This window comes from Caulobacter sp. GW821-FHT09A05 (assembly GCF_059418465.1).
Genome location: NZ_JBWKPX010000008.1, coordinates 40021 through 66461, shown reverse-complemented (window position 1 = coordinate 66461; position 26441 = coordinate 40021). Strand labels below are relative to the sequence as shown.

The following is a 26441-nucleotide window of genomic DNA, read 5'->3' as shown; positions in this document are numbered from 1 at the left end:
ATCAAAAAAGAAACGGCCCGGGATCGCTCCCGGGCCGTTCCGTTTCAGGTCTCGAAGGAAGCTTACGCCTCTTCGGCGATGACCGCGGGCAGCGGCTCCATCGCGTCTTCGCGCTGCTGGGCCAGTTGCTCGTCGCGCTTGGCGGCGACGCGCTGCAGGCTGCGCAGGTAGGAACCCGTGCCGGCGGGGATCAGGCGACCCACGATGACGTTTTCCTTCAGGCCTTCCAGGGTGTCGGTCTTGCCGTGCACCGAGGCTTCGGTCAGGACGCGGGTCGTTTCCTGGAACGACGCGGCCGAGATGAAGCTCTTGGTCTGCAGCGAGGCCTTGGTGATGCCGAGCAGCACGGGCTGCGTCGTGGCCGGACGACCGCCGCGGGCGACGGCCTTGTCCTGCTCGACGTAGAACTCGGGCTTGTCGAGGTGATCGCCCTTGATCAGACCCGTATCGCCCGGCTCGACGATCTCGACCTTCTGCAGCATCTGACGAACGATCGTCTCGATGTGCTTGTCGTTGATCGGCACGCCCTGCAGTCGGTAGACCTCCTGGATTTCGTCCACGAGGAAGTTGGCCAGGGCCTCGACGCCCAGGATGCGCAGGATGTCGTGCGGATCCGGGTTGCCGTCGATGATGTACTCGCCGCGCGTGATGTAATCGCCATCATGCACCGCGATGTGCTTGCCCTTCGGGATCAGGAACTCGACCGCTTCGGGCTGGTTGCCGTCGGCGTCGATGTCCGGCGTGATCTTGATCCGGCGCTTGTTCTTGTAATCCTTGCCGAATTCGACACGGCCATCCATTTCCGCGATGACCGCGCAGTCCTTCGGACGGCGGGCTTCGAAGAGTTCGGCGACGCGCGGCAGACCGCCGGTGATGTCCCGGGTCTTGGCGCCTTCGGTCGGGATCCGCGCGATGACCTCGCCCGGCTTGACCATGTCCCCGTCGGCGACGGACAGAATGGCGCCGACCGACATCAGGTAGCGAGCCTCGCCGCCGTTCGCCAGGCGGACGTAAGCGCCGTCTTCACCGAGCACGCCCATGGCCGGACGCAGGTCCGAGGCGCGGGCCGAGGTCCGCCAGTCGGCGATCACGCGTTGCGCGATGCCGGTGGCTTCGTCGGTTTCCTCGCGGACGGAGAAGCCGTCCACCAGGTCTTCGGCGCGGATGCGGCCCGCGACTTCGGTGATGATCGGGGTGGTGTAGGGGTCCCAATCGGCCAGGCGCTGGCCGCGCTTGACCTTGTCGCCGTCCTTGATCTTCAGGCGGGCGCCATACGGCGGCTTGTAGTTCTCGCGTTCCTTGCCGTCGACCAGGACGCTCACGGCCGTGTTGCGGCTCATGACGACCAGGGCGCCGTCCGAACCGGTCACGGTGGCGCCGGTGACGCGGACCGTACCGTCGTTGCTGCTTTCGAAGAACGACTGCTCGGCCACCTGGGCGGTGCCGCCGATGTGGAAGGTCCGCATCGTCAGCTGGGTGCCGGGCTCGCCGATGGACTGGGCGGCGATGACGCCGACCGCTTCACCGATGTTCACCGGCGTGCCGCGGGCCAGGTCGCGGCCGTAGCAGGCGCCGCAGACGCCGATCTTGGCTTCGCAGGTCAGGACCGAACGCACCTTCACCGACTGCACGGCGGCGGCCTCGATGGCGTCGGCCATGTTCTCGTCGAGATAGGTGTCGGCCGGAACCACGATCTCGCCGGTCGCCGGGTCCTTGATGTCCTCGGCCGAGAAGCGGCCCAGGACGCGGGCGCCCAGCGAGACCAGCACGTCGCCGCCCTCGACCACGGCCCGCAGGGTGATGCCCTTGGTGGTGCCGCAGTCTTCCTCGACGATGATGCAGTCCTGCGCGACGTCGACCAGACGACGGGTCAGGTAGCCGGAGTTGGCGGTCTTCAGCGCGGTGTCCGCCAGGCCCTTGCGGGCGCCGTGGGTCGAGTTGAAGTACTCCTGAACGGTCAGGCCTTCCTTGAAGTTCGAGACGATCGGGGTCTCGATGATCTCGCCGGAGGGCTTGGCCATCAGGCCGCGCATGCCGCCCAGCTGCTTCATCTGGGCTTGCGAGCCCCGGGCGCCGGAGTGGGCCATCATGTAGATGGCGTTGATTTCCTTCTCGCGGCCGTTCTCGTCCTTATGCTTCATCTGAAGCTCGGCCATCATCTCGTCGGCGACGCGGTCGGTGGCCTTGGCCCAGGCGTCGACGACCTTGTTGTACTTCTCGCCCTTGGTGATCAGGCCGTCGGCGTACTGTTGCTCGTACTCTTCGGCCAGGGTGCGGGTCTCGGCGACGATCGCCTCCTTCCGCTTGGGGATGATGATGTCGTCCTTGCCGAAGGAGATGCCGGCCTTGGCCGCTTCCTTGAAGCCCAGGCCCATGACCTGGTCGGCGAAGATCACCGTCGCCTTCTGGCCGCAGTGGCGATAGACCACGTCGATCAGATTGCCGATTTCCTTCTTGGTCAGGGCCTTCTCGATCAGCCGGTGACCGATCGCCGGGTGGCGCGGCAGCAGGGCGGCGATCTTCATGCGGCCCGGGGTGGTGTCGATCACGCGGCGACGCGCCACGCCATCGGCGTCCACTTCCGTGAAGCGCGACTTGATCTTGGCGTGCAGCGACACGACGCCGGCGTCCATGGCGGCTTCGATCTCGCCCAGGTCGGCGAAGATCTTGCCTTCACCCGGCTCGCCGTCGCGGGCGACCGACAGGTAGTACAGGCCCAGGACGATGTCCTGCGACGGCACGATGATCGGGCGACCGTTGGCGGGCGACAGGATGTTGTTGGTCGACATCATCAGGACGCGCGCTTCCAGCTGGGCCTCGAGGCTCAGCGGGACGTGCACGGCCATCTGGTCGCCGTCGAAGTCGGCGTTGAAGGCGGCGCAGACCAGCGGGTGCAGCTGGATGGCCTTGCCCTCGATCAGCTTGGGCTCGAACGCCTGGATGCCCAGACGGTGCAGGGTCGGGGCGCGGTTCAGCAGGACCGGGTGCTCGCGGATCACCTCTTCGAGGATGTCCCACACCTGGGGCTGTTCGCGCTCGACCATGCGCTTGGACTGCTTGACGGTGCCCGACAGGCCCTTGGCGTCCAGGCGCGCATAGATGAACGGCTTGAACAGCTCCAGGGCCATCTTCTTGGGCAGGCCGCACTCGTGCAGCTTCAGGTCCGGACCCACGACGATGACCGAACGGCCCGAATAGTCGACGCGCTTGCCCAGCAGGTTCTGGCGGAAGCGGCCTTGCTTGCCCTTCAGCATGTCGGCCAGCGATTTCAGGGGCCGCTTGTTGGCGCCGGTGATGACGCGGCCGCGACGGCCGTTGTCGAACAGGGCGTCGACCGACTCCTGCAGCATCCGCTTCTCGTTGCGGATGATGATGTCGGGGGCGCGCAGCTCGATCAGGCGCTTGAGGCGGTTGTTCCGGTTGATGACCCGGCGATACAGGTCGTTCAGGTCCGAGGTCGCGAAGCGGCCGCCGTCCAGCGGCACCAGCGGACGCAGTTCCGGCGGGATCACCGGCACGACCGTCAGCACCATCCATTCCGGACGGTTGCCCGACTCCTGGAAGGCTTCCAGGATCTTCAGGCGCTTGCTGAACTTCTTCTGCTTCATGTCCGACGGATTGCCCGCCAGCTCTTCGCGCAGCTTCTCGGCTTCCTTCTCAAGGTCGATGGCCTTGAGCAGGTTCTGGACGGCCTCGGCGCCGATCTCGGCGGTGAAGCTGTCGTCGCCGTATTCGTCCTGGGCGCGCATGAAGTCGTCCTCGCTGAGCAGCTGGTGCTGCTTCAGCGGGGTCAGGCCCGGCTCGGTGACGATGTAGTATTCGAAGTACAGGACGCGCTCGATGTCCTTCAGCGGCATGTCCAGCATCATGGCGATGCGCGAGGGCAGCGACTTCAGGAACCAGATGTGGGCGACCGGCGAGGCCAGCTCGATGTGGCCCATGCGCTCGCGACGGACGCGGGCCAGGGTGACCTCGACGCCGCACTTCTCGCAGATGATGCCCTTGTACTTCATGCGCTTGTACTTGCCGCACAGGCATTCGTAGTCCTTGGTCGGGCCAAAGATACGGGCGCAGAACAGGCCGTCACGCTCGGGCTTGAACGTGCGGTAGTTGATGGTCTCGGGCTTCTTGATCTCGCCGAACGACCACGAGCGGATCTTTTCCGGCGAGGCCAGCGAGATGCGGATCTGGTCGAAGGTCGGAGCGGCCTGGACCGGATTGAAGATGTTCAGGACTTCCTGGTTCATCTTGGTTCCTTCTGCGGGACTACCCGCGAAAATTCAAAGTCGGAGAGCGGGCTGACAGGGTCCCTCCCCCGCCATCAGGCGGGAGAGGGAGATCCGGATCAGCTGTTCTCCAGCTCGACGTTCAGGCCGAGCGAGCGCATTTCCTTGACCAGCACGTTGAAGCTTTCGGGGATGCCCGCTTCGAACGTGTCGTCGCCACGGACGATCGACTCGTAGACCTTGGTCCGGCCGGCCACGTCGTCGGACTTCACCGTCAGCATTTCCTGCAGGGTGTAGGCCGCGCCGTAGGCTTCCAGAGCCCACACTTCCATTTCGCCGAAGCGCTGACCGCCGAACTGGGCCTTGCCGCCCAGCGGCTGCTGGGTGACCAGCGAGTACGGACCGATCGAACGGGCGTGGATCTTGTCGTCGACCAGGTGGTGCAGCTTCAGCATGTAGATGTAGCCGACCGTGACCGGACGCTTGAACTGGTCGCCCGTCTGGCCGTCGAACAGGATCGACTGGCCCGACGGATTGACGCCCGCCATGACCAGGTGCTCCTCGATGTCGCCGATCCGCGCGCCGTCGAACACCGGCGTGGCGATCGGAACGCCCTTGCCGAGGTTGCGGGCCAGTTCGACCAGCTCCTCCTCGGTTTCCGGCAGTTCCTCGTCCGGGCCGTAGATCTCGCCCAGGCGCTGGACCAGGGCTTCCTTCTGGCCGCCGGCCTGCCAGTCTTCCAGCAGGTTGGTGATCTGCTTGCCGAGGTTGGCGCAGGCCCAGCCCAGGTGGGTTTCGAAGATCTGGCCGACGTTCATGCGCGAGGGCACGCCCAGCGGGTTCAGGACGACGTCGACGTGCGTCCCGTCGGCGAGGAACGGCATGTCCTCGATCGGCAGGATGCGCGAGATGACGCCCTTGTTGCCGTGGCGGCCGGCCATCTTGTCGCCGGGCTGAAGCTTGCGCTTCACGGCCACGAAGACCTTGACCATCTTCATCACGCCCGGGGGCAGTTCGTCGCCGCGTTGCAGCTTGTCGACCTTGTCCTCGAAGCGACGGTCCAGGCGCTTGCGGTTCTCGTCGAACAGGCGGCGCAGGCTTTCCAGTTCGCCCATCGCCTTCTCGTCCTCGAGGGCGATCTGCCACCACAGGCCCGGCTGGACTTCAGCCAGACCCTCGGCGGTGATCGGACCTCGCGACAGGCCCTTGGGACCCGACAGGGCGACATTGCCGATCAGCAGTTCGCGCAGGCGGCCCGAGATGTTGCGGTTCAGGATCGCGAACTCGTCGTCGCGGTCCTTGCCCAGGCGGTCGATCTCGGCGCGCTCGATGGCCAGGGCGCGTTCGTCCTTGTCGACGCCGTGACGGTTGAACACGCGCACGTCGACGATCGTGCCGGCGACGCCCGGAGGCAGGCGCAGGCTGGTGTCGCGGACGTCCGAGGCCTTTTCGCCGAAGATGGCGCGCAGCAGCTTTTCTTCCGGCGTCATCGGGCTTTCGCCCTTCGGCGTGACCTTGCCGACCAGGATGTCGCCCGGCTGGACCTCGGCGCCGATCGCCACGATGCCCGCTTCGTCGAGGTTGCGCAGGGCTTCCTCGCCGACGTTGGGGATGTCGCGGGTGATTTCTTCCGGACCCAGCTTGGTGTCGCGGGCCATGACTTCGAATTCCTCGATGTGGATCGAGGTGAAGACGTCGTCGCGGACGATGCGCTCGGAGATCAGGATCGAGTCTTCGAAGTTGTAGCCGTTCCAGGGCATGAACGCGACGAGCGCGTTGCGGCCCAGGGCCAGTTCGCCCAGCTCGGTCGACGGGCCGTCGGCGATGATGTCGCCGGCGCTGATCCGGTCGCCCACCTTCACCAGCGGGCGCTGGTTGATGCAGGTCGACTGGTTCGAGCGCTGGAACTTGCTCAGACGGTAGATGTCGACGCCCGAACGGGCGCTGTCGGTCTCTTCCGTGGCGCGCACGACGATGCGGGTGCCGTCGATCTGTTCGACCACGCCGGTGCGCTTGGCGATGACCACGGCGCCGGAGTCACGGGCGACCACGGCTTCCATGCCCGTGCCGACCAGCGGGGCGTCGGACTGCACCAGCGGCACGGCCTGACGCTGCATGTTCGAGCCCATCAGGGCGCGGTTGGCGTCGTCGTTTTCCAGGAAGGGGATCAGGGCCGCGGCCACCGAAACCACCTGACGCGGCGACACGTCCATCAGGTCGACCTGTTCCTTCTGGAGCAGGGTCGGTTCGCCGTTGATCCGGCCGGGGACCAGGTCGTCGACGATCTCGCCGTTCAACACCTTGATGTTGGACTGGGCGATGACGTGCTTGGACTCTTCCATGGCCGACATGTAGACGACCTCGTCGAGCGGCTTGCCGTCGGCGACGCGACGGTAGGGGCTCTCGATGAAGCCGTACTTGTTCACGCGGGCGTGGGTAGCCAGCGAGTTGATCAGGCCGATGTTCGGGCCTTCCGGCGTTTCGATCGGGCAGATCCGGCCGTAGTGGGTCGGGTGAACGTCGCGGACCTCGAAGCCGGCGCGCTCGCGGGTCAGGCCGCCCGGGCCGAGCGCCGACAGGCGGCGCTTGTGGGTGATCTCCGACAGCGGGTTGGTCTGGTCCATGAACTGCGACAGCTGCGAGCTGCCGAAGAATTCACGCACCGAGGCCGCGGCCGGCTTGGCGTTGATCAGGTCGTGCGGCATCACGGTGTCGATGTCGACCGACGACATGCGTTCCTTGATGGCCCGTTCCATGCGCAGCAGGCCGACGCGGTACTGGTTTTCCAGCAGCTCGCCCACCGAACGCACCCGGCGGTTGCCCAGGTTGTCGATGTCGTCGATTTCGCCGCGGCCATCGCGCAGGCCGACCAGCAGCTTCAGCACCGCCAGCACGTCTTCCTTGCGCAGCACGCGCATCTCGTCCGAAGCGTCCAGCTCCAGGCGCATGTTCATCTTCACGCGGCCGACGGCCGACAGGTCGTAGCGCTCGGCGTCGAAGAACAGCGACTTGAACATCGCCTCGGCGGCTTCGACGGTCGGCGGCTCGCCCGGACGCATCACGCGGTAGATGTCGAACAGCGCGTCCTCGCGGACGGCGTTCTTGTCCACGCGCAGGGTGTTGCGCATGTAGGCGCCGACCGTGACGTGGTCGATGTCCAGCACGTCGATGGTGCTGAAGCCCTGGTCGGCCAGGGCCTGGATCGAGGTGACGTCCAGCTCGTCGCCGGCCTCGGCGTAGATCTCGCCGTTCTCGAAGTTGACCGCGTCGCGGGCCAGGTAGCGGCCCGTCAGGGCCTCGGGGGCCAGCAGCAGGGTCTTCAGGCCGTTGTCGGCCAGCTTCTTGGCCTGGCGGGCGGTGATCTTGGTGCCGGCCGGGGCCACTTCCTCGCCGGTGTCGGCGTCGATCAGGGCGAATTCCGGCTTCACGCCACGCCAGCGCTCGGGCTTGTACGGGGTGGCCCAGCCTTCGGCGCCGGCCGCGGTGCGCTTCTCGAACGGGACGACGTCATAGAAGGTCGTCAGGATCTCTTCGCCGTCCATGCCCAGGGCATAGAGGAAGGTGGTGGCCGGCAGCTTGCGGCGACGGTCGATGCGGACATAGACCACGTCCTTGGCGTCGAACTCGAAGTCCAGCCACGAACCGCGGTACGGGATCACCCGGGCGGCGAACAGCAGCTTGCCCGAGGCGTGGGTCTTGCCCTTGTCGTGGTCGAAGAACACGCCGGGCGAACGGTGCATCTGCGAGACGATGACCCGCTCGGTGCCGTTGACGATGAAGGTGCCCTTGTCGGTCATGAGCGGGATGTCGCCCATGTAGACGTCCTGCTCCTTGATGTCCTTGACGGACCGGGCGCCGGTTTCTTCTTCCGTTTCGAACACGATCAGGCGCAGCTTGACCTTCAGCGGCGCCGCGAAGGTCATGTCGCGCTGGATGCACTCTTCAACGTCGTACTTGGGCTCTTCGAATTCGTACGAGACGTATTCGAGCACCGCGCGCTCGTTGAAGTCCTTGATCGGGAACACCGACTTGAACACCGCCTCGATGCCTTCGTCGCGGCGCTGGCCCGGACGGACCTCGCGCTGAAGGAACTGCTCGTAGGAGGAGCGCTGAACCTCGATCAGGTTCGGCATCTGCACAGCTTCGGGGATGCGGCCGAAAGATTTCCGGATCCGCTTCTTGCCGGTGAAGGATTGCGCCATGTTTTTTCCCTGGGCGCGGACGGACTCCGCGCGTGAATTCGAATGCACCTAGCGTCCACCCTCGCCGTTCCCCCTCGGGGAGAACTGCGGACGCTGGAATTCCCCTGTCAGGACAACCGGGACCGGAAGCCTGACGGGCGCCCCTTCGCGCTGGTCGGAGGGCGGCTGACCGCGCCTCGGGGCGTATCATGCGGACACGCGCAAGCACGCTCCGCCGAATGTCTTCGTGAGCCGGCGGATATAGGACAACCCGCCGGGGTTGGGAAGGGGGTTTATCCACAAAAGAATGCGCGGCCCGGAGGAACCGGACCGCGCATGTCATTTCTCCTCCGCCCGACACAAGTCGGGAGGCTCGAAAATCAGCGGACGATCTGCACCGCGGCCAGCGCCTGGGCGCTCAGCCCCTTGTCGCCCGCCGCCGTCAGCTTGCCGGCCTTGTCGTCCCAGTGCAGTTTGACGGTCTTGCCGACACCCTTCTCGTAGGCGTTGGTCACCCCGTCGTCGTCATAGAGGGTGAAGTCGGCGTCGCGGCCCGGATAGACCTTGACGGCGTTGATCGCCTGGGGCTGGGAGGTGTTCTGGATCGGCGCGCCCATCGGGATGATCGAGCCGGCGCGGACGAACAGCGGGATGGTGTCGATCGGCGCGTGGACGCGGATCGTCTGGCCGCCGGCGAACTTCTTGCCGGTCCAGTAGTCGTACCAGTCGGCCCCGGCCGGCAGGTAGACGTCGCGATCCTCCACGCCCTGGTCGGTGATCGGGGCCACCAGGAAGGCCGGGCCGAACATGTACTGGTCGCCCAGGTTGGCCACCTTGGGGTCGTTCGGGAAGTCCATGAACAGGCCGCGCATGAACGGCGCGCCGGTCTGGTAGGTCGCGTGGCCCATCGAATAGAGGTACGGCATCAGGGCGTAGCGCAGCTTCAGGTACTTGACGACCACGGCCTCGGCGCCCTTGCCGAACGACCACACCTCGGTGTCCTTGCGCATGCCGTGCACGCGCAGGGTCGGGGTGAAGGTCCCGTACTGGAACCAGCGGGCGAACAGCTCGGGATAGTCGTTGTTCTGGCCCACCACGTCGCGGGCGTCGGAGGGATCCAGCAGCGGCGGCTTGGTCGCCGTGGTGGTCTGGGGCAGCCATTGCCAGCCGCCGATGTCGTTGCCCCAGTAGGCCAGGCCCGAGGCGGTGAAGTTCAGGCCGGTGGGCACCTGGCGCTTGAGAGCCTCCCAGGTGGGCTGGATGTCGGACGACCAGAACAGGGCCCCGTTGCGCTGGGCGCCGATATAGGCCGCGCGGGCCAGGATCAGGTTGCGCTTGTCGGGCCGGTCGCGGCGCGAGCCCTCGGCCACGCCCTGGGTGTGGACCAGCGGGAAGACGTTGCGGTAGCGGTCGCCCGAACCGATGCTCCAGGCATAGCCCTCCGGCACCAGGTCCGGCTCGGTCTCGTCCAGCCAGAACCAGTCGAAGCCCTGCGAGGCGATGTTGTCGCGGATCTTGCCCCAGAACCATTCGCGGGCCTGGGGGTTGGTGCTGTCGATCAGGCCGCCGGTGCGGTCGCTGCGGAACGGCAGACCGTCGACGACCTTGCCGTCCTTGTCCTTCAGCAGCCAGCCCTTGTCGGCCAGATAGTTGAAGTAGCGGCCTTCCTTCTCGTAGCGCGGCCAGACGCTGATGATCGTGTGCACGCCGTTGTCGTGCAGTTCCTTGTTCATGGCGACGGGATCGGGAAACTGGGCCGGATCGATGTCCATCTGGCCCATCCGGGTCCAGTAGAACCAGTCCAGCACCATGATATCCAGCGGATAGCCGCGGTCGCGGTAGCCCTTGGCCACGCCGAGGAACTTGTCCTGGCTGTCATAGCGGGCCTTGGACTGGATGTAGCCGAACGCGGCCTTGGGCGGCAGCGGGGTCACGCCGGTCAGCTTGCGGTAGCCGGCGTAGATCTCGTCATAGCTGCCGGTGATCACGAAGAACGACACCCGCTCGCCGACCTTGGACTGCCACAGGGTGCGGCCGTTGACGGCCGGATAGACCTTGGTCTCCGACGGGTTGTCCCAGAGGATCCCGTAGCCCTTGCTCGAGACCAGGAACGGCACGCAGACGGTCTCGCCGTGCGGGGCGTCGTAGTCGTGCTTGCAGGTAATCGACCGGCCGCGCAGGTCCAGGATCCCCTCCTGGTTCTGGCCCAGGCCGTAGAAGTGCTCGTCGGCGCTGGTCGAAAAGCTGGCGCCGGCCTGGTAGGTCCGCTCGCCGTTGACCACGTGCGGGGCCATCTCCCAGCCGTTCATCGCCACCAGGTCCGAGCCGTCGGCCTTGCGGATCTTGACCGAGACCGGCGGCAGGGACGGCGCGAAATAGCGGTCCATCTGCGAGGGCGCGCCCGGCCAGGGCTGGGCGACCACCTCCAGCGACAGGGCGCCCGAGGTGAAGAGGTCGGCCCCGGCCTTCTGGTCGTGACGCCAGCCCTTGACATCGCTGTCAGCCAGGAAACCGTAACCCGGCGCGGCGGCGGCCAGATCCTTGTCCTGGCTGATCGTCACCCGCACGATGTTGGGGGCGTAGGTCTCGACCGAGACGTAGGAGCCGTTGCGGTCGACCACCGCCATCGGCGCGGCCTGGGCGGCGGCCACTGGCGCGGCCAGGTTGCCCGCGACGCCAACGGCCAGGGTCAGGGCCAGGCCGGAGACCAGTCCCGCCGACCAGCGGCGCGCGCCCTTGTTTAGCCGATCCATTGCTTCTTCCCTGGAAATGTTACCGCTATCTCTTGGAGCGCATGGCTAGAGATGCGGCTGGGCAGCGTCAACAGGATTGATACCAACAATGACGCTCAGCCGCGTCGGACCGCCTTGCCGACCAGCGAGAGGGCCAGGCCGATCAGGCAGACGAAGAACGCGATCTTGGCCAGGCCGCCGGCCACGTCGACGACAAAGCCCAGCACGCCGAACACGATCATCAGGACCAGCAGGATTCCGGCCAGCTTCAGCATCGGCAGATAACGCTCATCGCGCGGCAAGGGTTGCCGCGCCCCGGACCTAGACGCTGAAGTCCACGAAGTTGGGCACGGCCAGGCCGTTCTTGGTCTGGGCCTTGGCGCCGTCCATGGCGTCCTTGATCCTGGCCTTCACGGCCTCGTCGATCCGCTGCAGCGCCGCGGTGCGCTGGTCGGGCGACATCGCCGCCAGGCTCTCCTCGGTCAGGCCCGCGTTCTTCATCGCTTCGGCCTTCCACGCCTTGAGCCTTTCCTCCCAGGCGTCCTTCTTGGCCTCCCTGGCGAAGGCCACCAGGCCCTTGTCGCGGACCTTGTCCAGGTCGCTGGCGGTCTCGATCGCCGTGGTCGACGCCTTATGGACGGACGCCGCGCCGAGCGGGCTCCACGTCGAATAGCCGCCCGAAACCCCCGAGATCGCCATGGTCGCTCTCCACCGCCGCGTGTATGCGCGACCGGCCAGCAACGACCGTGCCAGAATGACGCAGCCAAGGCGGAGGGCGAACGAAAACGGCCCCGGAGGTTTCCCTCCGGGGCCGTCAACGCGTGCGTCAGAGAACTGACGCCGGCAGGTCCCCCATGCGCGAGGCACGGGGACGTGAATTACTTCACGGTGACCTTGGCGCCGGCTTCGGTCAGCTTCTTGGCGACTTCTTCGGCGACTTGCTTCGAAACGTTTTCGACGACGTTCTGCGGAGCGCCTTCGACCAGGTCCTTGGCTTCCTTCAGGCCCAGGTCCGGACGAACGCCGCGGACTTCCTTGATCACGTTGATCTTCTTGTCGCCACCGTCCGTCAGGACGACGGTGAATTCGGTTTGCTCTTCGGCGGCTTCGGCCGGAGCAGCGGCGGCGCCGCCGACAGCGGCGACGGCGACCGGCGCGGCGGCCGAGACGCCCCACTTTTCTTCGAGCAGCTTGGAGAGCTCAGCGGCTTCCAGGACCGACAGGGTGGACAGTTCTTCAACCAGCTTTTCGAGCTTGGACATGTGTAAGTTCCTTAGAGGATGAGGGATTTATGCGGAGATGACCGTTACGCGGCGTCTTTGGTCGCATAGGCGTTGAAGACGCGCGCCAGTTGGCCAGCCGGGGCCTGCAGGACGCCAGCGATCTTGGTCGCCGGAGCCTGGATGAGGCCGATGAGCTTGCCACGGATCTGGTCGAGCGACGGCAGCGTGGCGAGCGCCCGCACCGCGGCTTCGTCCAGAACAGTCGTCTGGCCCAGGATGCCGCCGACCAGCTTCAGCTTGTCGTTTTCCTTGGCGTACTGGGTGACGATCTTGGCGGCCGAAACAGGATCCTGGCCGTAGGCGATGGCGACCGGGCCGGTGAACAGGGCGTCGCCCTTTTCGCCGATCGAGCCGTTCAGCGCCTTCTGGACCAGGGTGTTCTTCACCACCTGGAACGTGCCCTCTTCCTTGCGGAGGCGGGCGCGCAGTTCAGTCATTTCCGCAACGGTCATGCCCGAATAGTGGGTCACGACGACAGCGCCGGCGTCGGCGAAGACGCTTTTCAGCGACTCGATCGACTCCTGCTTTTGAGCGCGGTCCATTGCGGTCTCCTACTCAATTACAGCGGCCGGACCATTCCGGCAGCCAAATGCGCGTCCCACGCGGGATCGCTCCCGCACGCGAGTTGCATCAGCCTGTTCCAAGGAAAGTCAGCCGCGCGTCCCATCCCGAGAGGAGGAATTGCGTGGTCTTGTCCATCCCTGTCTCCCGACGGCGAGGAAGGGCTCTTCCTCGATTATGGCGCTGGTGACCCCACGCCCCGCAGTTCTCAAACAGGATCGCCGCCGGGCGAGCCCAGCGGAGAAGGGGCGGCGTATAGACGGTTTGGAGACGGATTTCAACCCGCCATCCCCTTGCCGCCCGACGCCGGACGTCGCCAGGCTTGGAAGGGGGATGGACCGGGGCTGGCCCTCGCCGCGCCTTGTGGATAACAAAAGCGGACACCGAGGGGGACCCCACCGATGAAGCGCACGTTCACCGCCGGCCTGGCCGCCCTGATGCTGATCGGCCTGGCGCCCGCCCACGCCGAGCCGCGCTTCGCGCCGATCCCCAAGGCCGTCATCGCCGATCCGGCTCGCGATCCGGCCCATCCGGCGGACATGGCGGTCTTCACGGTCCCGACCGGGGGCGTGCGGGTCAACGCCATGATGTACCTGGCCTCGGGCGACCAGCCGCATCCGACGATGCTGATGCTGCACGGCTTCCCCGGCAACGAGACCAATATCGACCTGATGCAGGCCGTCCGCCGGGCCGGCTGGAACGTGATGCGGATCAACTATCGCGGCGCGTGGGGCAGCCCGGGCAAGTTCTCGTTCGCCAGCAGCCGGGCCGACGGCGAGGCCGCCCTGGCCTTCCTGCGCGACCCGGCCAATGTCGCCAGGTACCGGATCGACCCGAGCCGGATCGTGGTGGCCGGCCACAGCATGGGCGGCTTCATGGCCGCCGACGCGGTCGCCGCCGATCCCAAGGCGGCGGGCGCGATCCTGATCGACGCCTGGGACATCGGCAAGCAGAAGGCCGACCTCGTCGATCCCGCCAAGCGCAAGGCGGCGCTGGAGGGCCTGCGGGAAAGCACCCCGCCCCTGGCCGGAACCAGCGCCGAGCTGCTGGCCAAGGAGATCGAGACCACCTCCGCCAAGCTGGACCTCGAGGCGCTGAGCGCCCGCATCGCCGACCGGCCGCTGCTGCTGATCGGCGCCGAGCACGCCGGCGCGCCCACCACCCGCAAGCTGGCCGCCGCCGCCCGCCAGGCCCAGGCCAGGGCGCTGACCGAAACCTACATGGACACCGATCACAGCTTCTCCGACAGCCGCATCGCGCTGGAGGCCGAGGTGATCCGCTGGCTGGGGCGGTTCGACCCGGCCTCGGCCCAAGTCGGCACGCCGGGCATCCCGCTGAAGGCGGCCTATGACGAGACCAACCCGTTCGCCAGGATCATCCGTGGCGAGATCCCCGTCGCCAAGGTCTACGAGGACGACCAGGTGCTGGCCTTCATGGACCACGCCCCGGCCGAGCCCGGCCACGTGCTGGTGATCTCCAAGACCTCCAAGGCGCGGAACCTGCTGGAGATCTCGCCCCAGGACCTGTCGCGGCTGATGGCCGCGGCCGCCCGGGTCGGCCAGGCCCAGGTCGACGGCCTGGGCGTCGAGGGCTTCACGATCGTCCAGAACAACGGCGTCGGCCAGAGCGTGCCGCACCTGCACATCCACGTCATTCCGCGCGTGGCCGGCAAGCCGCTGATGTTCGTCGAGAACGCCAGGGGCGATCCGAAGGCAATCGAGGCGGTCGCGGCGAAGATCAGAGGGGCGATGAAGCCGTAGTCCCCCTCAGTCGGCTTCGCCGACAGCTCCTCCAGAGGGGGAGCAGCCGCTCCAATTAGATCCTCCCCCTCTGGGGAAGGTGGCCCGAAGGGCCGGAGGGGGTCTGCGCGAGCCGCTCCACCACCGCCCGCGCCGCCGCCACGCCCGTCGCGAAACAGGCCTGCAGCAGGTAGCCGCCGGTCGGGGCTTCCCAGTCCAGCATCTCGCCGGCCACGAACACGCCGGGCGCGGCCCTCAGCTCCAGGCCGTCCAGCGCCTCGAACGACAGGCCTCCGGCCGAAGAGATCGCCCGCTCCAGGCCCTGCGTCCCGGTCAGCACGATCGGCGCGGCCTTGATCGCCGCCGCCAGGGCGTCGGGCGCGATCGGCAGGGCCAGGCCGTGCGCCTCGCGCAGCAGGCCGATCTCGACCGGCGACAGATGGGCGGCCTTGCGCAGCCAGCTCGACAGCGACTGGCCGCCGCGCGGCTTGGTCAGGCGCGCGGTCAACTGGGCCAGCGGAACGTCGGGGCGCAGGTCGATGGCCAGGGTCGCCGCGCCCCGCGCCTGGATCGCGTCGCGCAGGCGGGCCGAAAGCGCATAGACCGCCCCGCCCTCCAGGCCGTAGCCCGCCGCCAGGGCGTCGCCGCGCGAGGTCCGTCCCTCAAAGCTCAGGGCGACATTCTTCAGGGGCGCGCCGGCGAACCGCTCGCGGAACACCTGCGTCCAGGCCACGGTGAAGCCGACATTGGCCGGCCGGAACGGCGCCACGGCCGCGCCGCGCGCCGTCAGCAGCGGCGTCCAGGCCCCGTCCGAACCGAGCCTGGCCCAGCTGGCCCCGCCCAGGGCCAGGATCGTGGCGCGCGGCCGCACGGCGCGCGGCCCGTCCGGCGTGTCGAAGGCCAGGTCTCCAGCCGCGTTCCAGCCGGTCCAGGCCGAGCGGAGGTTCAGCGCCACGCCCTGCTCCTCCAGCCGTGCGATCCAGGCCCGTAGCAGGGGCGAGGCCTTCAGCGCCTTGGGAAACACCCGGCCGCTGCTGCCGACGAAGGTCGCCTGCCCCAGCCCCTCGGCCCAGGCCACGAGGTCGGCCGGGGTGAAGGCCTCCAGCATCGGCCGCAGCCGTGAGCTCGCCGCGCCATAGCGCCCGGCGAACCGCTCGAAGTCCTCCGAATGGGTCAGGTTCAGCCCGCCACGCCCGGCCATCAAGAACTTGCGGCCCAGGGTCGGCATCCGCTCGTACACCGCCACGGACAGTCCGGCGCCGCTCAGCACCTCGGCCGCCATCAGCCCGGCCGGCCCGCCGCCGACCACGGCGACGTCTGGATTAAATCTTTCAATCACGTGGAGTGATGGGTCGCTGCGCTATCCGCCTCAACCTCGCTCGTCGGCTGGTCCCTTGCGGCAAGGGCCTCCTTGACGGCGATTTTCACGGCTTGGCTCATACTCACACCCCGCTCCTTGGCGAAGAGTTTCACCAGAGCGCAGACTTCCGGGTTCGCGACATGAATGGCCATCTGAAGTTCGCCTTCGGAATGCGAGAATGCGGGTCCGAAGCTATCATCGGCAAACCCGCCAACCAACTCACCGCCCGAACGCAAAGCGGGCGCTGGATCGCTCCAGCGCCCGCTCGCTTAGCTCAGGTGTCGAAGGCTCAGGCGTTGACCGAAGCGATATCGACCTTGAAGCCCGGGCCCATCGTCGACGACAGGCCGATACGCTTGACATAGACGCCCTTGGCGCCGGTCGGCTTGGCGCGGTTCAGCGCTTCGACCAGGGCCTTGACGTTGACCAGCAGGGCTTCGTCGCTGAACGAGACCTTGCCGATGCCGGCGTGGACGATGCCCGCCTTCTCGACGCGGAACTCGACGGCGCCGCCCTTGGCGTCCTTCACGGCCTGGCCGACGTTCGGGGTCACGGTGCCGACCTTCGGGTTCGGCATCAGGCCGCGCGGGCCCAGCACCTTACCGAGGCGACCGACCAGGGCCATCATGTCCGGGGTCGCGATGACGCGATCGAAGTCCATGAAGCCGCCGGCGATCTTTTCGTACAGGTCTTCGGCGCCGACGTGCTCGGCGCCCGCCGCGGTGGCTTCGGCCGCCTTGGCGTCCTTGGCGAAGACGGCGACGCGAACGTCGCGGCCGGTGCCCGACGGCAGGTTCACGACGCCGCGGACCTGCTGGTCGGCGTGGCGCGGGTCGACGCCGAGGTTGACCGAGATCTCGACGGACTCGTCGAACTTGGCCTTGGCGTTGGCCTTGACCAGGGCGATGGCTTCGGCGACGGCGTGGGTGGCGTCACGATCGCCGGTCCAGGCCTGGATGCGCTTGGGTTGCTTGGCCATGGTCTTAGGCCTCCACGATCTTCAGGCCCATGGCCTTGGCGGAGCCTTCGATGATCTTGGCCGCGGCCTCGAGATCGTTGGCGTTCAGGTCCTTCATCTTCTTTTCGGCGATCTCGCGCAGCTGGGTGCGGGTGACCTGGCCGACGGTCTCGCGACCGGTCAGCTTGGCGCCCGACTTCAGGCCGGTGATCTGCTTCAGATAGTGCGTCGCCGGGGGCGTCTTGGTGACGAAGGTGAACGACTTGTCCTGATAGACCGTGATGACGGTCGGCAGGGGGGTGCCCTTTTCGACGTTCTCGGTGCGCGCGTTGAACTCCTTGCAGAAGCCCATGATGTTGACGCCGCGCTGACCCAGAGCCGGGCCGATGGGCGGTGAAGGCGTGGCGGAGCCGGCCTTCACCTGGAGCTTGATATAGCCCAGGATCTTCTTAGCCATTGTATCCTCTCATGAAAGCCGGGTTAGCGGCCTTCGCTGGTTGGCCGTGGTGCGGGCTGGCGGCCCTCCCACGGATTTGATCTCGCCGCGCCCAGGAAGGCTAACGACAAGCACGCCCCGGGACAGGGTCCTGGGGCGAAGGCGCGGCATGTAGCAGGTGGGGTGCGGGGAGTCCAGCGGGCCGGCCCGGCGAAGCCCCCTCCAGGGCAGGGCGATCGCCTATGCTCCGAATAGAGTCTGTCATCCCGGACAAGCTCGGCGGAGCCGAGCGCCGATCCGGGACCGCCGCAAACGCCAGCGTTCACGCCCCGGTCCCGGATCTTCGCGCTGCGCGCTCGTCCGGGATGACAGCCGTTTTGGATCCTATGAGAAAGCCCCCTCCCGAGGGAGAAGGGGACGCGCTTCGGACCTAGAACGTCTCGCCGACCATCCGTTCGCTCAGCGCCCACAGCGCCTGGGCGCGGGCCGGGTCGAGGGCGTAGGACCGCACGCCGGCGCGGATCTGCGCAGCGTCCTCGACCAGCTCGGCCACGTGGCAATCCTCGCAATAGCGGCCGGCGACCTCTTCGACCGGCGCCACGACCCCGGCCCAGACGCTGGTGGCCGCGCCCTGCGGAATGGTCTTCCACTCGATCGGCGGGTTGCCTTCGGCGGCGGCCTGGGCGTTCAACTGGTCGACCCACTGCTGGATGAAGGCCGGGTCCAGGTGACGGGTCAGTTCGGTCTGGATGCCGCCCGGATGGACGGCCGCGGCGCGCACGCCGCGACCCTTGTGGCGGCGGTCGAACTCGACGGCGAACAGGATGTTGGCGGTCTTGGACCGGCCATAGGCCTCGAACGGCACGTACTCGGTGGTCTCGAAGTTGGGGTCCTCGAGGTTCACGTCCGAGAAGCGGTGGCCGGCCGAGGCCAGCGACACCACGCGCGATCCCGCCTTCAGCAACGAGGCGATGCGGTTGATCAGCACGAAGTGGCCCAGGTGGTTGGTCCCGAACTGGGTCTCGAAGCCGTCGGCGGTCTTGCCGAACGGGGGCGCCATCACCCCGGCGTTGGCGATGACCAGGTCGAACGCCCGCCCATCAGCGACCAGGGCGTCGGCGCAGGCGCGCACGCTCTTCAGGTTCGCCAGGTCCAGCTCGACCAGCGCCAGCGAACCGCCGCTCCCGGCGGCGGCTTCGCGGACGACGGCGGTCGCGCCTTCGGCCTTGGCCAGGTCGCGGGCCGCCCCGACGACCTCCGCGCCGTGGGCGGCCAGGACACGGGCGGTCTCGACGCCCAGGCCGGCCGAAACGCCGGTGACCAGGACGCGCTTGCCCGACAGGTCGACGCCGGCCAGGACGTCCTCGGTGGTGGATTTGGCGCCGAATGGCTTGCTCATGACTCTCGATTCCCTTGCAGGGTTGTTGTCCGAGCCCGCCGGGAGGGTTAAATGGAGGAAGGCTCCGGATACATATTCGGAGGAACCCTCCGCTTTTCAAGGCCGATGCCCGAAGATTCCGAATCCAAGCCGCGCAAACCGCGCGCCGACAGCCTTCGCAACCGCGACCTCCTGCTGGCGGCGGCCAAGGCGGCCTTCGCCGAACTCGGCGCGGACGCCCCGCTGGAAGAGATCGCGCGCCGGGCCGGCGTGGGCATCGGCACGCTCTACCGTCACTTCCCGACGCGGGAGGCCCTGGTCGCGGCGGTCTACGCCCGGGAGATCGCGCAGCTGGCCGCCTCGGCCGACGCCTTGCTGGCCCGGGGCTCGGCCGGCGAGGCGCTGGAGGCCTGGCTGGACCTGCTGATCGACTACATGGCCACCAAGCGCGTCGTGGCGCCGGCCCTGCGCGCCGATTCCGGCGAAGGCTCGAAACTCTACGCCAGTTCCGGCGCGACCATCCTGTCGTCTCTGGAGCGCCTCACCGAGGCCGCCCGCGCCGCCGGCGACATCCGGTCCGACATCGGCTTCGAGGACATCCTCAGGATGATGAGCGGCCTCAGCCTCGGCTACGAGCAGCCCGGCTGGGACGCCGGCGCGCGGCGACTGCTGAGCGTGATGATGGCGGGACTGAGGGCGAAGTAGCGCCTGAGGCGTCAGAGCAGCTTGCGATAGACCAGGAACCCCGACCTGTCGGCGACCTGGTCGTACAGCGTCATCGCCGTGTCGTTGGTCTCGTGGGTCTGCCAGTAGACCCGCGACGCCCCCACCGCCTTCGCCGCGTCGTACACCGCCGCGATCAGGGCCCGGCCGACGCCCCGCCCCCGCGCCTCGACCGCCGTGAACAGGTCCTGCAGGTAGCAGTTGGGCTCGATCGCCGTGGTGCTGCGATGGAACAGGTAGTGGACCAGGCCCAGCAGGCGGCCGTCCTGTTCGGCGACCAGGGCGTGGACGGGCTCGTAGGCGTCGAAGAATCGGCTCCAGGTCATGGCGGTGACCGCCGGATCCAGGGCCGTGTCGCCCGACCGGCCGTAGAAGGCGTTGTAGCCGTCCCACAGCGGCGCCCAGGCGTCGATCCGCGCGGGTCACGGGGCGGATCGCGAGGTCGGCCATGGTCGGGGTCCTGAAAGCGGCGATGTCGCGGCGTATCCTCGCTATTCCTTGGCGCGGCGCAACGGCTTGGCGTCATCCCCGCGCCCGACCGCCTCGGTCAGGTCGAAGACCAGCTTCGACGCCCCGGCCGAGATCAGCCACAGGAAGGCCAGGATGCGCAGCAGGGGCGCGGCGTGCGGATGCTGGGCGGCCAGGACCAGCAGCAGGACGAAGCCTGCGACCGCGGCGAGCGCCAGGGCCAGGGAGGCGAGCTTGCAATGAAAGGCGGACATCGGACGGGTCCCGAATGGAGAAGGTCTCGCCAATGTCGCGCCGCCCCGCGTAAAGGCTCCATTCGGCTCCGCGCCGCCGGCGTAAGCGGGCCGTAAGGCCGCTACATCGCCAGCATCCAGATGGCCATGGCCACCATCATCAGGTTCTCGGTCAGCGACACGAAGCCCAGCGGCACGTTGCTGTCGCCGCCGACGCAGGCGCATTTCAGCGCGCGCTTGTCGATATAGACGGCCTTGAACACCGACGCCGCCCCGACAGTCCCGATGAACAGCGCCACGGGGGCCGACAGCCAGGTCAGGGCCCCGGCGACCATCAGCACCCCCGCCCCGACCTCGGCGAACGGATAGATCCGGGCATAGGGCGGCCAGCGCTGGGCCAGCAGGTCATAGCCCAGGAACATGGTCGAGAAGGTCTCGACGTCGCGCAGCTTCAGCAAACCCAGCACGCACATCGAAAAGGCGATGAACCACTGGACCGCGTGGACGGTCAGGGCCTGGCCGCTCAGGGCGTGGCTGGCGGCCAGGGCCATCAGGGCGGTGACGGCGAACACCGCGATCACCGGCGTATAGGTCAGGGCCTTGGGATCGCGCACCTTCAGGCCGAAATGGCGGCGCAGGTCGTCGTAGCCGCCGATCCTGCGGCCGTCGATGAAGGCCTGGGGCGTGGTCGCCACCCCGTGGGCGGCCTTGAAGACGTCGATCTCCTCGCGCGTCGTCAGCAGGTGGTCCTCGACCGCATAGCCCCGGCGACGCAGCAGGTCCTTGGCGCGCAGGCCCCAGGGGCAGATGTGCTGGTCGGTGACCATCCGGTGGAGGACGGCGGTGCGCGGGGTGGTCGAGGCGGCGGTCATCGCGGGGTCTCCGGCTTGTCCCGAGGCGGGGACCCCGCTCATATGGGTTCCGTACCATGGTACGGAGTCAAGGGATGAAGATCGGGGAACTGGCCCAGGCGGGCGGGGTGGGCGTGGAGACCGTGCGCTACTACCAGCGGCGCGGCCTGCTGGAGCAGCCGGCGCGGCCAGACGGCGGTGGCTCTTCGGGTGGCGTCCGGCGTTATGGCGAGGCCGACGTTCATCGCCTGCGCTTCATCCGCGCGGCCCAGGCCGCCGGCTTCACCCTGGAGCAGATCGCCGAACTGCTGGCCCTGGACGCCAGCGACGACCATGCTCGGGCCCGGGGCCTGGCCCTGGAACGGATCGCGGCGCTCGACGCCAGGATCGTCGAGCTCCAGGCGGCCCGCGACGCGCTGAAGCGGCTGGCTCGCGCCTGCGGCGAGACCACCGCGGGCCCCTGCCCGATCCTGTCGGCGTTCGAGCGGGCGTGAGGGCGGCATCCCGCGAAGCGGCTCCAACAGTTGTCATCCCGGAAAGCGCGGAGGGCTTGTCCGGGACCCAGGGGACTGGGCGAATGCGTTGCGGTTCACCTGGGTCCCGGACAGCCTCTGCGAGGCTTCCGGGATGACAACCCTTGAGGGGCGGTCCGCGGTGAAATCCTAGCCCTTCATCAACTCCGCCTCGACCTGGCCCAGGCGCTCCTTGCCGAAGAACATCTCGTCGCCGACGAAGAAGGTGGGGATGCCGAACACGCCGCGCGCCACGGCCGCGTCGGTATGGGCCGCCAGCTGCGCCTTGACCTCGGGATCGGCGGCGCCCGCCAGCAGGGCCGCCCCGTCCAGGCCCGCCGCGTCGGCCGCGGCGGTGAACACCGCCGGATCGTCCAGCTTCAGCCCCGCCTCCCACATGCCGCGCAGCATGGCGTCCAGATAGGCCTCGCCCACGCCCTCACGCTGGGCGGCGACCATGCCGCGCATCAACAGAAGGGTATTGACCGGGAAGTGGGGATTGAAGCGGAAGGCGCCCAGGCCGTGGGCCTCGATGAAGCGCCGGGTTTCCAGCATCTCGTACTGCATCTTGCCCTTCACCCCGCCGAACGCGACCATCGGGGCCTGGTTGCCGGTCAGCTTGAAGATGCCGCCCAGCAGGCACGGCAGCAGGACCACGCCCGCGCCGGTCCGCGCGGCGATATCCGGCAGCACCTTGTAAGCCAGATAGGCGTTGGGGCTGCCGAAATCGAAGATGAACTCGACGGTCTTGGCGGTCTTGGTCATGGCGCTCACCAGCTCTCGTCCCCTACCAGGTTTCAGAATGGGGGCGCAGGTCGATCTCGTGAGTCCAGGCCGAGCGCGGCTGGCGATGCAGCCAGACGAAGTTCGCGGCGATGTCGTCGGGCTTGAGGATCTCGTCGCGGTCCAGCAGGCCCTGGACGTCGTCACGCATCGAGCGGGTGAAGACCCCGTCGATCGCGCCGTCCACCACCACATGGGCCACGTGCAGGCCCCGGGGCCCCAGCTCGCGCGCCATGCTCTGGGCCACGGCCCGCAGGCCGGCCTTGGCCGAGGCGAAGGCCGCGAAACCGTCCTTGCCGCGCAGACTGGCGCTGGCTCCGGTGAACAGGATGGTCCCGCGCCCGCGCGGCGTCATCACCCGGGCGGCCTCGCGCCCGGCCAGGAAGCCGGCGAAACAGGCCATCTCCCAGACCTTGCTGAACACCTGGGCCGTGGTTTCCGTGATCGAGAACCGCACGTTCGCGCCGATGTTGAACACCATCACCGTCAGCGGTCCGACCTCGGCCTCGATGGTGTCGACCAGGGCGATCATCTCGGCCTCGACGCGGGCGTCGACGCCGAAGGCCCGCGCCGATCCGCCGCCCTCGCGGATCGAGGCGGCCAGGGCTTCCAGTTGGTCGAGATGGCGCGGCCGGCGGGTGATGCAGACCGTATAGCCCTCGGCGGCGAAGGCCCGGGCGATCGCCCCGCCGACCCCGTCGCCCGCGCCCACCACTAGGCACGCGCCCTTGCCGGTCTGCTCCGCGACTTCCGACATGGCCACTCCCTCGATCTCGTTGGCGAGGAGGTTCGTCCTGAATCCGAACGGAGTCAAAGCCCGCGACGACGGCGGGCCCAAAAAGCAAAAACCCCGCGCCGTTTCCGGCGCGGGGTTTTCGAAAGCTTCGACTGCGAAGCCGCCCTTAGGCGATCTTCTCGACCTGGCTGTATTCCAGTTCCACCGGGGTGGCGCGGCCGAAGATCGAGACGGTGACGCGCAGGCGGGCCCGCTCCTCGTCGACCTGCTCGACCGAGCCGTTGAAGCTGGCGAACGGGCCGTCGGTGACGCGGACGTTCTCGCCGACCTCGAACAGCACCACGGTCTTGGGACGCTCGACGCCTTCCTCGATCGTGCCGATGATGCGCTGGACTTCCTTTTCGGAGACCGGCTGCGGCTTGGAGGCGCTGCCCAGGAAGCCCGTGACCTTCGGGGTGTTCTTGATCAGGTGATAGGCTTCGTCCGAGAGGTTCATCTTCACCAGCACGTAGCCGGGGAAGAACTTGCGCTCGGCGTTGACCTTGCGGCCGCGACGGATCTCGACGACGTCCTCGGTCGGAACCAGGATCTCGGAGAAGCTGTCTTCCAGGCCATGGCTCTTGGCCTGTTCGCGGATGCTCTCGGCCACCTTCTTCTCGAAGTTCGAGTAGGCGTGGACGATGTACCACTTGTGGTTCGGATTGGGCGCGGTGTCGGTGCTCATGATGTTTCTTATCCCGCGGCGATCTTGAGGAGCAGGTTGGCGCCCAACCCCAGGATCCAGTCGGCGAAGGTGAAGAACAGCGAGGCCAGGACCACCATGATGAAGACCATCACCGAGGTGATCCAGGTCTCCTTGCGGGTGGTCCAGGTGATCTTGCGGGCTTCGGCGCGGACTTCCTGCGCGAAGCGGACCGGGTTGATCGGCTTCTTCGGCGTGGCCGGAGCCTTGGCGGCGGCGGTGGCGGCGCCCCCCTGAGCGGAAGGCGCGAGCGCCGCGGCCGTCTTCGCGGCGCGGTTCTTGATCGCAGACGGGCTAGAACCCGGTTTCCTGGCCATGACTTAAGAGGCTCGCGACTTTCGATAGGTCAGCCCGAAAGCCGGGTGACCGATGACATATAGTGGCAGGAGTGGAGGGACTCGAACCCACGACCCTCGGTTTTGGAGACCGATGCTCTACCAGCTGAGCTACACTCCTGCGGAACCGCGATCCCCTTAGCGGAGATTCCGGCTTTCCAGCAATGAACATCGCGCCGGTAGGCTCTTTGAAGCCCGCCAGCGCGTTGGTCTCATCGCCAGAGCCGCGTCGTTTAGCAGGGTCGTTCGAGCCCGGCAAGCGGCCGGAGCACGATCCGCGCATTCGGCCGCCCAGCTTCGCGCGCTTTCAGGCCCGGGCCGGTTCTTCGGCCAGGTCCAGGGGCCCGGTCCGGGCGCTTCGGGTCCGCACGTCCGGAAGGATCGGCCGCCGGCGCGGCGCGTTTGGCCTTGGCGACCGTCACGGGCCCGCGCGGCGAAGCCCCCAGGAAACACCCCAAGGAAACGCCCCAAGGAGACGCCCATGCCGATATCCGACAGCCAGGACCGGCCGTCCAACCGCGAGGTGGAGAACGAGAACCAGCGTCCCGCCCAAGGCGGCAAGCCGCCTCGTCCCGCGACGGAGCCGCGTGGCGCGGAGGGCAGCTCGGACTCGCCGAAGACCCGGACGGATCCGGGCTCCGGCGAAGCCTGAGTCGTCAGCCGGCCTTTTCCGCTTCCGGCGCGGCCGCCGGGGTCAGGGCGGCGCATTGGATGTTCAGGTACGACCACTTCACGTCCGCGAGCTTGCGGCCGCACTGGGTGTTTTCCCCCAGGTCGCGTCCTTGAAGGGAGATCGCCACGCCCTTGGTGGGATCCGGGGCCGGACTGGCGCCGCTGACGTCGTAGTAGCCGCCGCCGGGACCGCGAACCACCAGGCAGGACGTCGATTCCACCGGCCGCACGCAGCCGGAGGCGGTGACCGCCTTGCCTTCGAGAGAGACCGTTTGAGCCTTTTGACCGGTATTGCCGGTTTCCTGCCCGCAGGCAGCTACGCTTAACGCTAACAGACTGGCCGCCGCGGCGGCCTTTACGAACCTTACCCGCATACGTTCCTCCGTATCATTGGCCTCCGCGCCGTCTTCTGGCGTGGAAGCAAGAGGAAGAGTGCGCCCCGTTTGGGGAGGCGGCAATCACAATTTTGACACCGTTCAAAAAACAGGCGCCCGCCATTTTGACGCTTTTGGGGAAGATTTTCTCAAAGCCCTTTCAGACCACCAAAGTTGACATCGGGCCGGGTCTGCTCACATGAGACGCAGTCGCTTCTGGGCCGGGGCGACGCCACTTTAGAATTCCGCGGTCCGCCGCGCGTCCAGGACTTGAAACGCACATTATGACGGCCATCGAAACCACCGCTCCCGCGCCCGCGCCCGTGAAGGAAGCCGCCTGGCACACCGAGACCGTGCTGTGGGTCAAGCACTGGACGGATCGCCTGTTCAGCTTCGCCATCACCCGCCCGGCCAGCTTCCGCTTCCGCTCGGGCGAGTTCGTGATGATCGGCCTGCCGCCCCGCGAGGAGCTGGGCGAGAAGAAGCCGATCCTGCGCGCCTATTCGATCGGCTCGCCGCACTTCGCCGAGGAGCTGGAGTTCTTCTCGATCAAGGTTCCGGACGGCCCGCTGACCTCACGCCTGCAGCAGATCCAGGCCGGCGACCAGGTCCTGTTGGGCAAGAAGCCGACCGGCACCCTGGTGCTGGACGCCGTCCGCCCGGGCAAGCGCCTGTTCCTGTTCGGCACCGGCACGGGCCTGGCGCCCTGGCTGTCGGTGGCCCGCGACCCGGACGCCTACAGCCGCTTCGAGCAGGTGATCGTCGCCCACGGCGTGCGCGAGGTGCAGGAACTGGCCTATCGCGACCTGTTCACCGCCGACATCCACGACGATCCGCTGGTCGGCGACGAGGCCAGGGCCCAGCTCGTCTACTATCCCACCGTGACCCGCGAGCCGTTCGAGCGCCAGGGCCGGTTCACCGACCTGATCGAGAGCGGCAAGCTGTTCGCCGACCTCGGCCTGGAGCAGACGAAGTTCGATCCCGAGCACGACCGCGCCATGCTGTGCGGCTCGATGGCGATGATCAAGGACACCGCCGCCCTGCTGGAGGCCCACGGGCTGACGGAAGGCTCCAACGCCGAGCCGGGCGACTTCGTGATCGAGCGGGCGTTCGTGGGGTAATAGAATTCCCGCTCATCCCGGCGAACGCCGGGATGAG

Annotated in this window: 25 protein-coding genes and 1 tRNA gene; 5 read left to right on the top strand and 21 right to left on the bottom strand. The window is 67.6% G+C overall.

Annotated features, from left to right (window positions below; genetic code table 11):
• Nucleotides 1-62: 62 nt before the first annotated feature.
• From rpoC to rplJ, 7 genes are all read right to left on the bottom strand, one after another.
• Nucleotides 63-4247: a DNA-directed RNA polymerase subunit beta' gene (gene rpoC / locus AC07NX_RS09930; protein ID WP_494641387.1), complete on the bottom strand. Its 4185-nt coding sequence runs from the start codon at nt 4245-4247 to the stop codon at nt 63-65.
• Between the two features lie 98 nt (nt 4248-4345).
• Complete coding sequence (gene rpoB / locus AC07NX_RS09925) at nt 4346-8428, bottom strand: DNA-directed RNA polymerase subunit beta (protein ID WP_494641385.1); 4083 nt, start codon at nt 8426-8428, stop codon at nt 4346-4348.
• Between the two features lie 359 nt (nt 8429-8787).
• Entirely contained in the window at nt 8788-11160 is a 2373-nt protein-coding gene (locus tag AC07NX_RS09920; protein ID WP_494641383.1) for a glycoside hydrolase family 31 protein, read from the bottom strand.
• A 95-nt stretch (nt 11161-11255) separates the two neighbouring features.
• The gene (locus AC07NX_RS09915) at nt 11256-11414 is read right to left on the bottom strand and encodes a hypothetical protein (RefSeq protein ID WP_494641381.1); all 159 of its coding nucleotides are present in this window, start codon (nt 11412-11414) and stop codon (nt 11256-11258) included.
• Between the two features lie 46 nt (nt 11415-11460).
• Complete coding sequence (locus AC07NX_RS09910) at nt 11461-11838, bottom strand: hypothetical protein (RefSeq protein ID WP_494641379.1); 378 nt, start codon at nt 11836-11838, stop codon at nt 11461-11463.
• 179 nt (nt 11839-12017) lie between these two features.
• Nucleotides 12018-12401 (bottom strand): 50S ribosomal protein L7/L12, encoded by a 384-nt coding sequence (gene rplL / locus AC07NX_RS09905; RefSeq protein WP_019848608.1) that lies wholly within the window; start codon nt 12399-12401, stop codon nt 12018-12020.
• Nucleotides 12402-12445: 44 nt separating this feature from the next.
• Nucleotides 12446-12964 (bottom strand): 50S ribosomal protein L10, encoded by a 519-nt coding sequence (gene rplJ, locus AC07NX_RS09900; protein ID WP_494641377.1) that lies wholly within the window; start codon nt 12962-12964, stop codon nt 12446-12448.
• A gap of 420 nt (nt 12965-13384) precedes the next feature.
• On the opposite strand from rplJ, the gene AC07NX_RS09895 reads away from it, so the two are divergent.
• Nucleotides 13385-14743, top strand: a complete 1359-nt coding sequence (locus AC07NX_RS09895; protein WP_494641375.1) for an alpha/beta fold hydrolase — start codon at nt 13385-13387, stop codon at nt 14741-14743.
• Nucleotides 14744-14798: 55 nt separating this feature from the next.
• Here AC07NX_RS09895 and AC07NX_RS09890 read toward each other — a convergent pair whose 3' ends face one another.
• The 5 genes from AC07NX_RS09890 to AC07NX_RS09870 all read right to left on the bottom strand — a co-directional run bounded on the left by AC07NX_RS09890 (nt 14799) and on the right by AC07NX_RS09870 (nt 18875).
• Nucleotides 14799-16061, bottom strand: a complete 1263-nt coding sequence (locus tag AC07NX_RS09890) for a BaiN/RdsA family NAD(P)/FAD-dependent oxidoreductase (protein ID WP_494641373.1) — start codon at nt 16059-16061, stop codon at nt 14799-14801.
• Entirely contained in the window at nt 16058-16234 is a 177-nt protein-coding gene (locus AC07NX_RS09885; protein ID WP_494641371.1) for a type II toxin-antitoxin system VapB family antitoxin, read from the bottom strand. Before AC07NX_RS09885 ends, AC07NX_RS09890 begins: the two co-directional genes overlap by 4 nt.
• 137 nt (nt 16235-16371) lie before the next feature.
• A complete protein-coding gene (gene rplA / locus AC07NX_RS09880; RefSeq protein ID WP_494641369.1) occupies nt 16372-17061 on the bottom strand; it encodes a 50S ribosomal protein L1 in 690 nt (229 codons plus the stop codon).
• 4 nt (nt 17062-17065) lie between these two features.
• Nucleotides 17066-17497 (bottom strand): 50S ribosomal protein L11, encoded by a 432-nt coding sequence (rplK, locus tag AC07NX_RS09875; protein WP_019848602.1) that lies wholly within the window; start codon nt 17495-17497, stop codon nt 17066-17068.
• 409 nt (nt 17498-17906) lie between these two features.
• Entirely contained in the window at nt 17907-18875 is a 969-nt protein-coding gene (locus AC07NX_RS09870) for an SDR family NAD(P)-dependent oxidoreductase (RefSeq protein WP_494641367.1), read from the bottom strand.
• 105 nt (nt 18876-18980) lie between these two features.
• Here AC07NX_RS09870 and AC07NX_RS09865 point away from each other — a divergent pair, with 105 nt between their 5' ends.
• Nucleotides 18981-19559 (top strand): TetR/AcrR family transcriptional regulator, encoded by a 579-nt coding sequence (locus AC07NX_RS09865; protein ID WP_494641365.1) that lies wholly within the window; start codon nt 18981-18983, stop codon nt 19557-19559.
• A gap of 11 nt (nt 19560-19570) precedes the next feature.
• Here AC07NX_RS09865 and AC07NX_RS09860 read toward each other — a convergent pair whose 3' ends face one another.
• From AC07NX_RS09860 to AC07NX_RS09850, 3 genes are all read right to left on the bottom strand, one after another.
• Nucleotides 19571-19903 carry a GNAT family N-acetyltransferase gene (locus tag AC07NX_RS09860; protein ID WP_494641363.1) on the bottom strand — a complete coding sequence of 111 codons (333 nt, stop codon included), beginning with the start codon at nt 19901-19903 and terminating at the stop codon, nt 19571-19573.
• A 165-nt stretch (nt 19904-20068) separates the two neighbouring features.
• On the bottom strand, nt 20069-20299 hold the full coding sequence (locus AC07NX_RS09855; protein ID WP_494641361.1) for a hypothetical protein: 231 nt from the start codon (nt 20297-20299) through the stop codon (nt 20069-20071).
• A gap of 101 nt (nt 20300-20400) precedes the next feature.
• Entirely contained in the window at nt 20401-21150 is a 750-nt protein-coding gene (locus AC07NX_RS09850) for a MauE/DoxX family redox-associated membrane protein (RefSeq protein ID WP_494641359.1), read from the bottom strand.
• A 74-nt stretch (nt 21151-21224) separates the two neighbouring features.
• Between AC07NX_RS09850 and AC07NX_RS09845 the strand changes: the two genes are divergently transcribed.
• Nucleotides 21225-21623: a MerR family transcriptional regulator gene (locus AC07NX_RS09845; protein WP_494641357.1), complete on the top strand. Its 399-nt coding sequence runs from the start codon at nt 21225-21227 to the stop codon at nt 21621-21623.
• A gap of 168 nt (nt 21624-21791) precedes the next feature.
• On the opposite strand, the gene AC07NX_RS09840 is transcribed toward AC07NX_RS09845, so the two are convergent.
• From AC07NX_RS09840 to AC07NX_RS09820, 5 genes are all read right to left on the bottom strand, one after another.
• Nucleotides 21792-22406, bottom strand: a complete 615-nt coding sequence (locus AC07NX_RS09840) for a 2-hydroxychromene-2-carboxylate isomerase (protein WP_494641355.1) — start codon at nt 22404-22406, stop codon at nt 21792-21794.
• A 22-nt stretch (nt 22407-22428) separates the two neighbouring features.
• Nucleotides 22429-23181: an SDR family NAD(P)-dependent oxidoreductase gene (locus AC07NX_RS09835; RefSeq protein ID WP_494641353.1), complete on the bottom strand. Its 753-nt coding sequence runs from the start codon at nt 23179-23181 to the stop codon at nt 22429-22431.
• A 145-nt stretch (nt 23182-23326) separates the two neighbouring features.
• Nucleotides 23327-23884, bottom strand: a complete 558-nt coding sequence (nusG, locus tag AC07NX_RS09830) for a transcription termination/antitermination protein NusG (RefSeq protein WP_035080463.1) — start codon at nt 23882-23884, stop codon at nt 23327-23329.
• 8 nt (nt 23885-23892) lie between these two features.
• Nucleotides 23893-24219, bottom strand: a complete 327-nt coding sequence (secE, locus tag AC07NX_RS09825) for a preprotein translocase subunit SecE (RefSeq protein ID WP_494641350.1) — start codon at nt 24217-24219, stop codon at nt 23893-23895.
• A 63-nt stretch (nt 24220-24282) separates the two neighbouring features.
• Nucleotides 24283-24358: transfer RNA gene (locus AC07NX_RS09820), tRNA-Trp, on the bottom strand.
• Nucleotides 24359-24718: 360 nt separating this feature from the next.
• Here AC07NX_RS09820 and AC07NX_RS09815 point away from each other — a divergent pair.
• Nucleotides 24719-24889, top strand: a complete 171-nt coding sequence (locus tag AC07NX_RS09815; RefSeq protein WP_494641348.1) for a hypothetical protein — start codon at nt 24719-24721, stop codon at nt 24887-24889.
• A 4-nt stretch (nt 24890-24893) separates the two neighbouring features.
• On the opposite strand, the gene AC07NX_RS09810 is transcribed toward AC07NX_RS09815, so the two are convergent.
• The gene (locus tag AC07NX_RS09810) at nt 24894-25283 is read right to left on the bottom strand and encodes a hypothetical protein (RefSeq protein WP_494641346.1); all 390 of its coding nucleotides are present in this window, start codon (nt 25281-25283) and stop codon (nt 24894-24896) included.
• Between the two features lie 284 nt (nt 25284-25567).
• On the opposite strand from AC07NX_RS09810, the gene AC07NX_RS09805 reads away from it, so the two are divergent.
• Entirely contained in the window at nt 25568-26404 is an 837-nt protein-coding gene (locus AC07NX_RS09805; protein ID WP_494641344.1) for a ferredoxin--NADP reductase, read from the top strand.
• Nucleotides 26405-26441 lie beyond the last annotated feature (37 nt).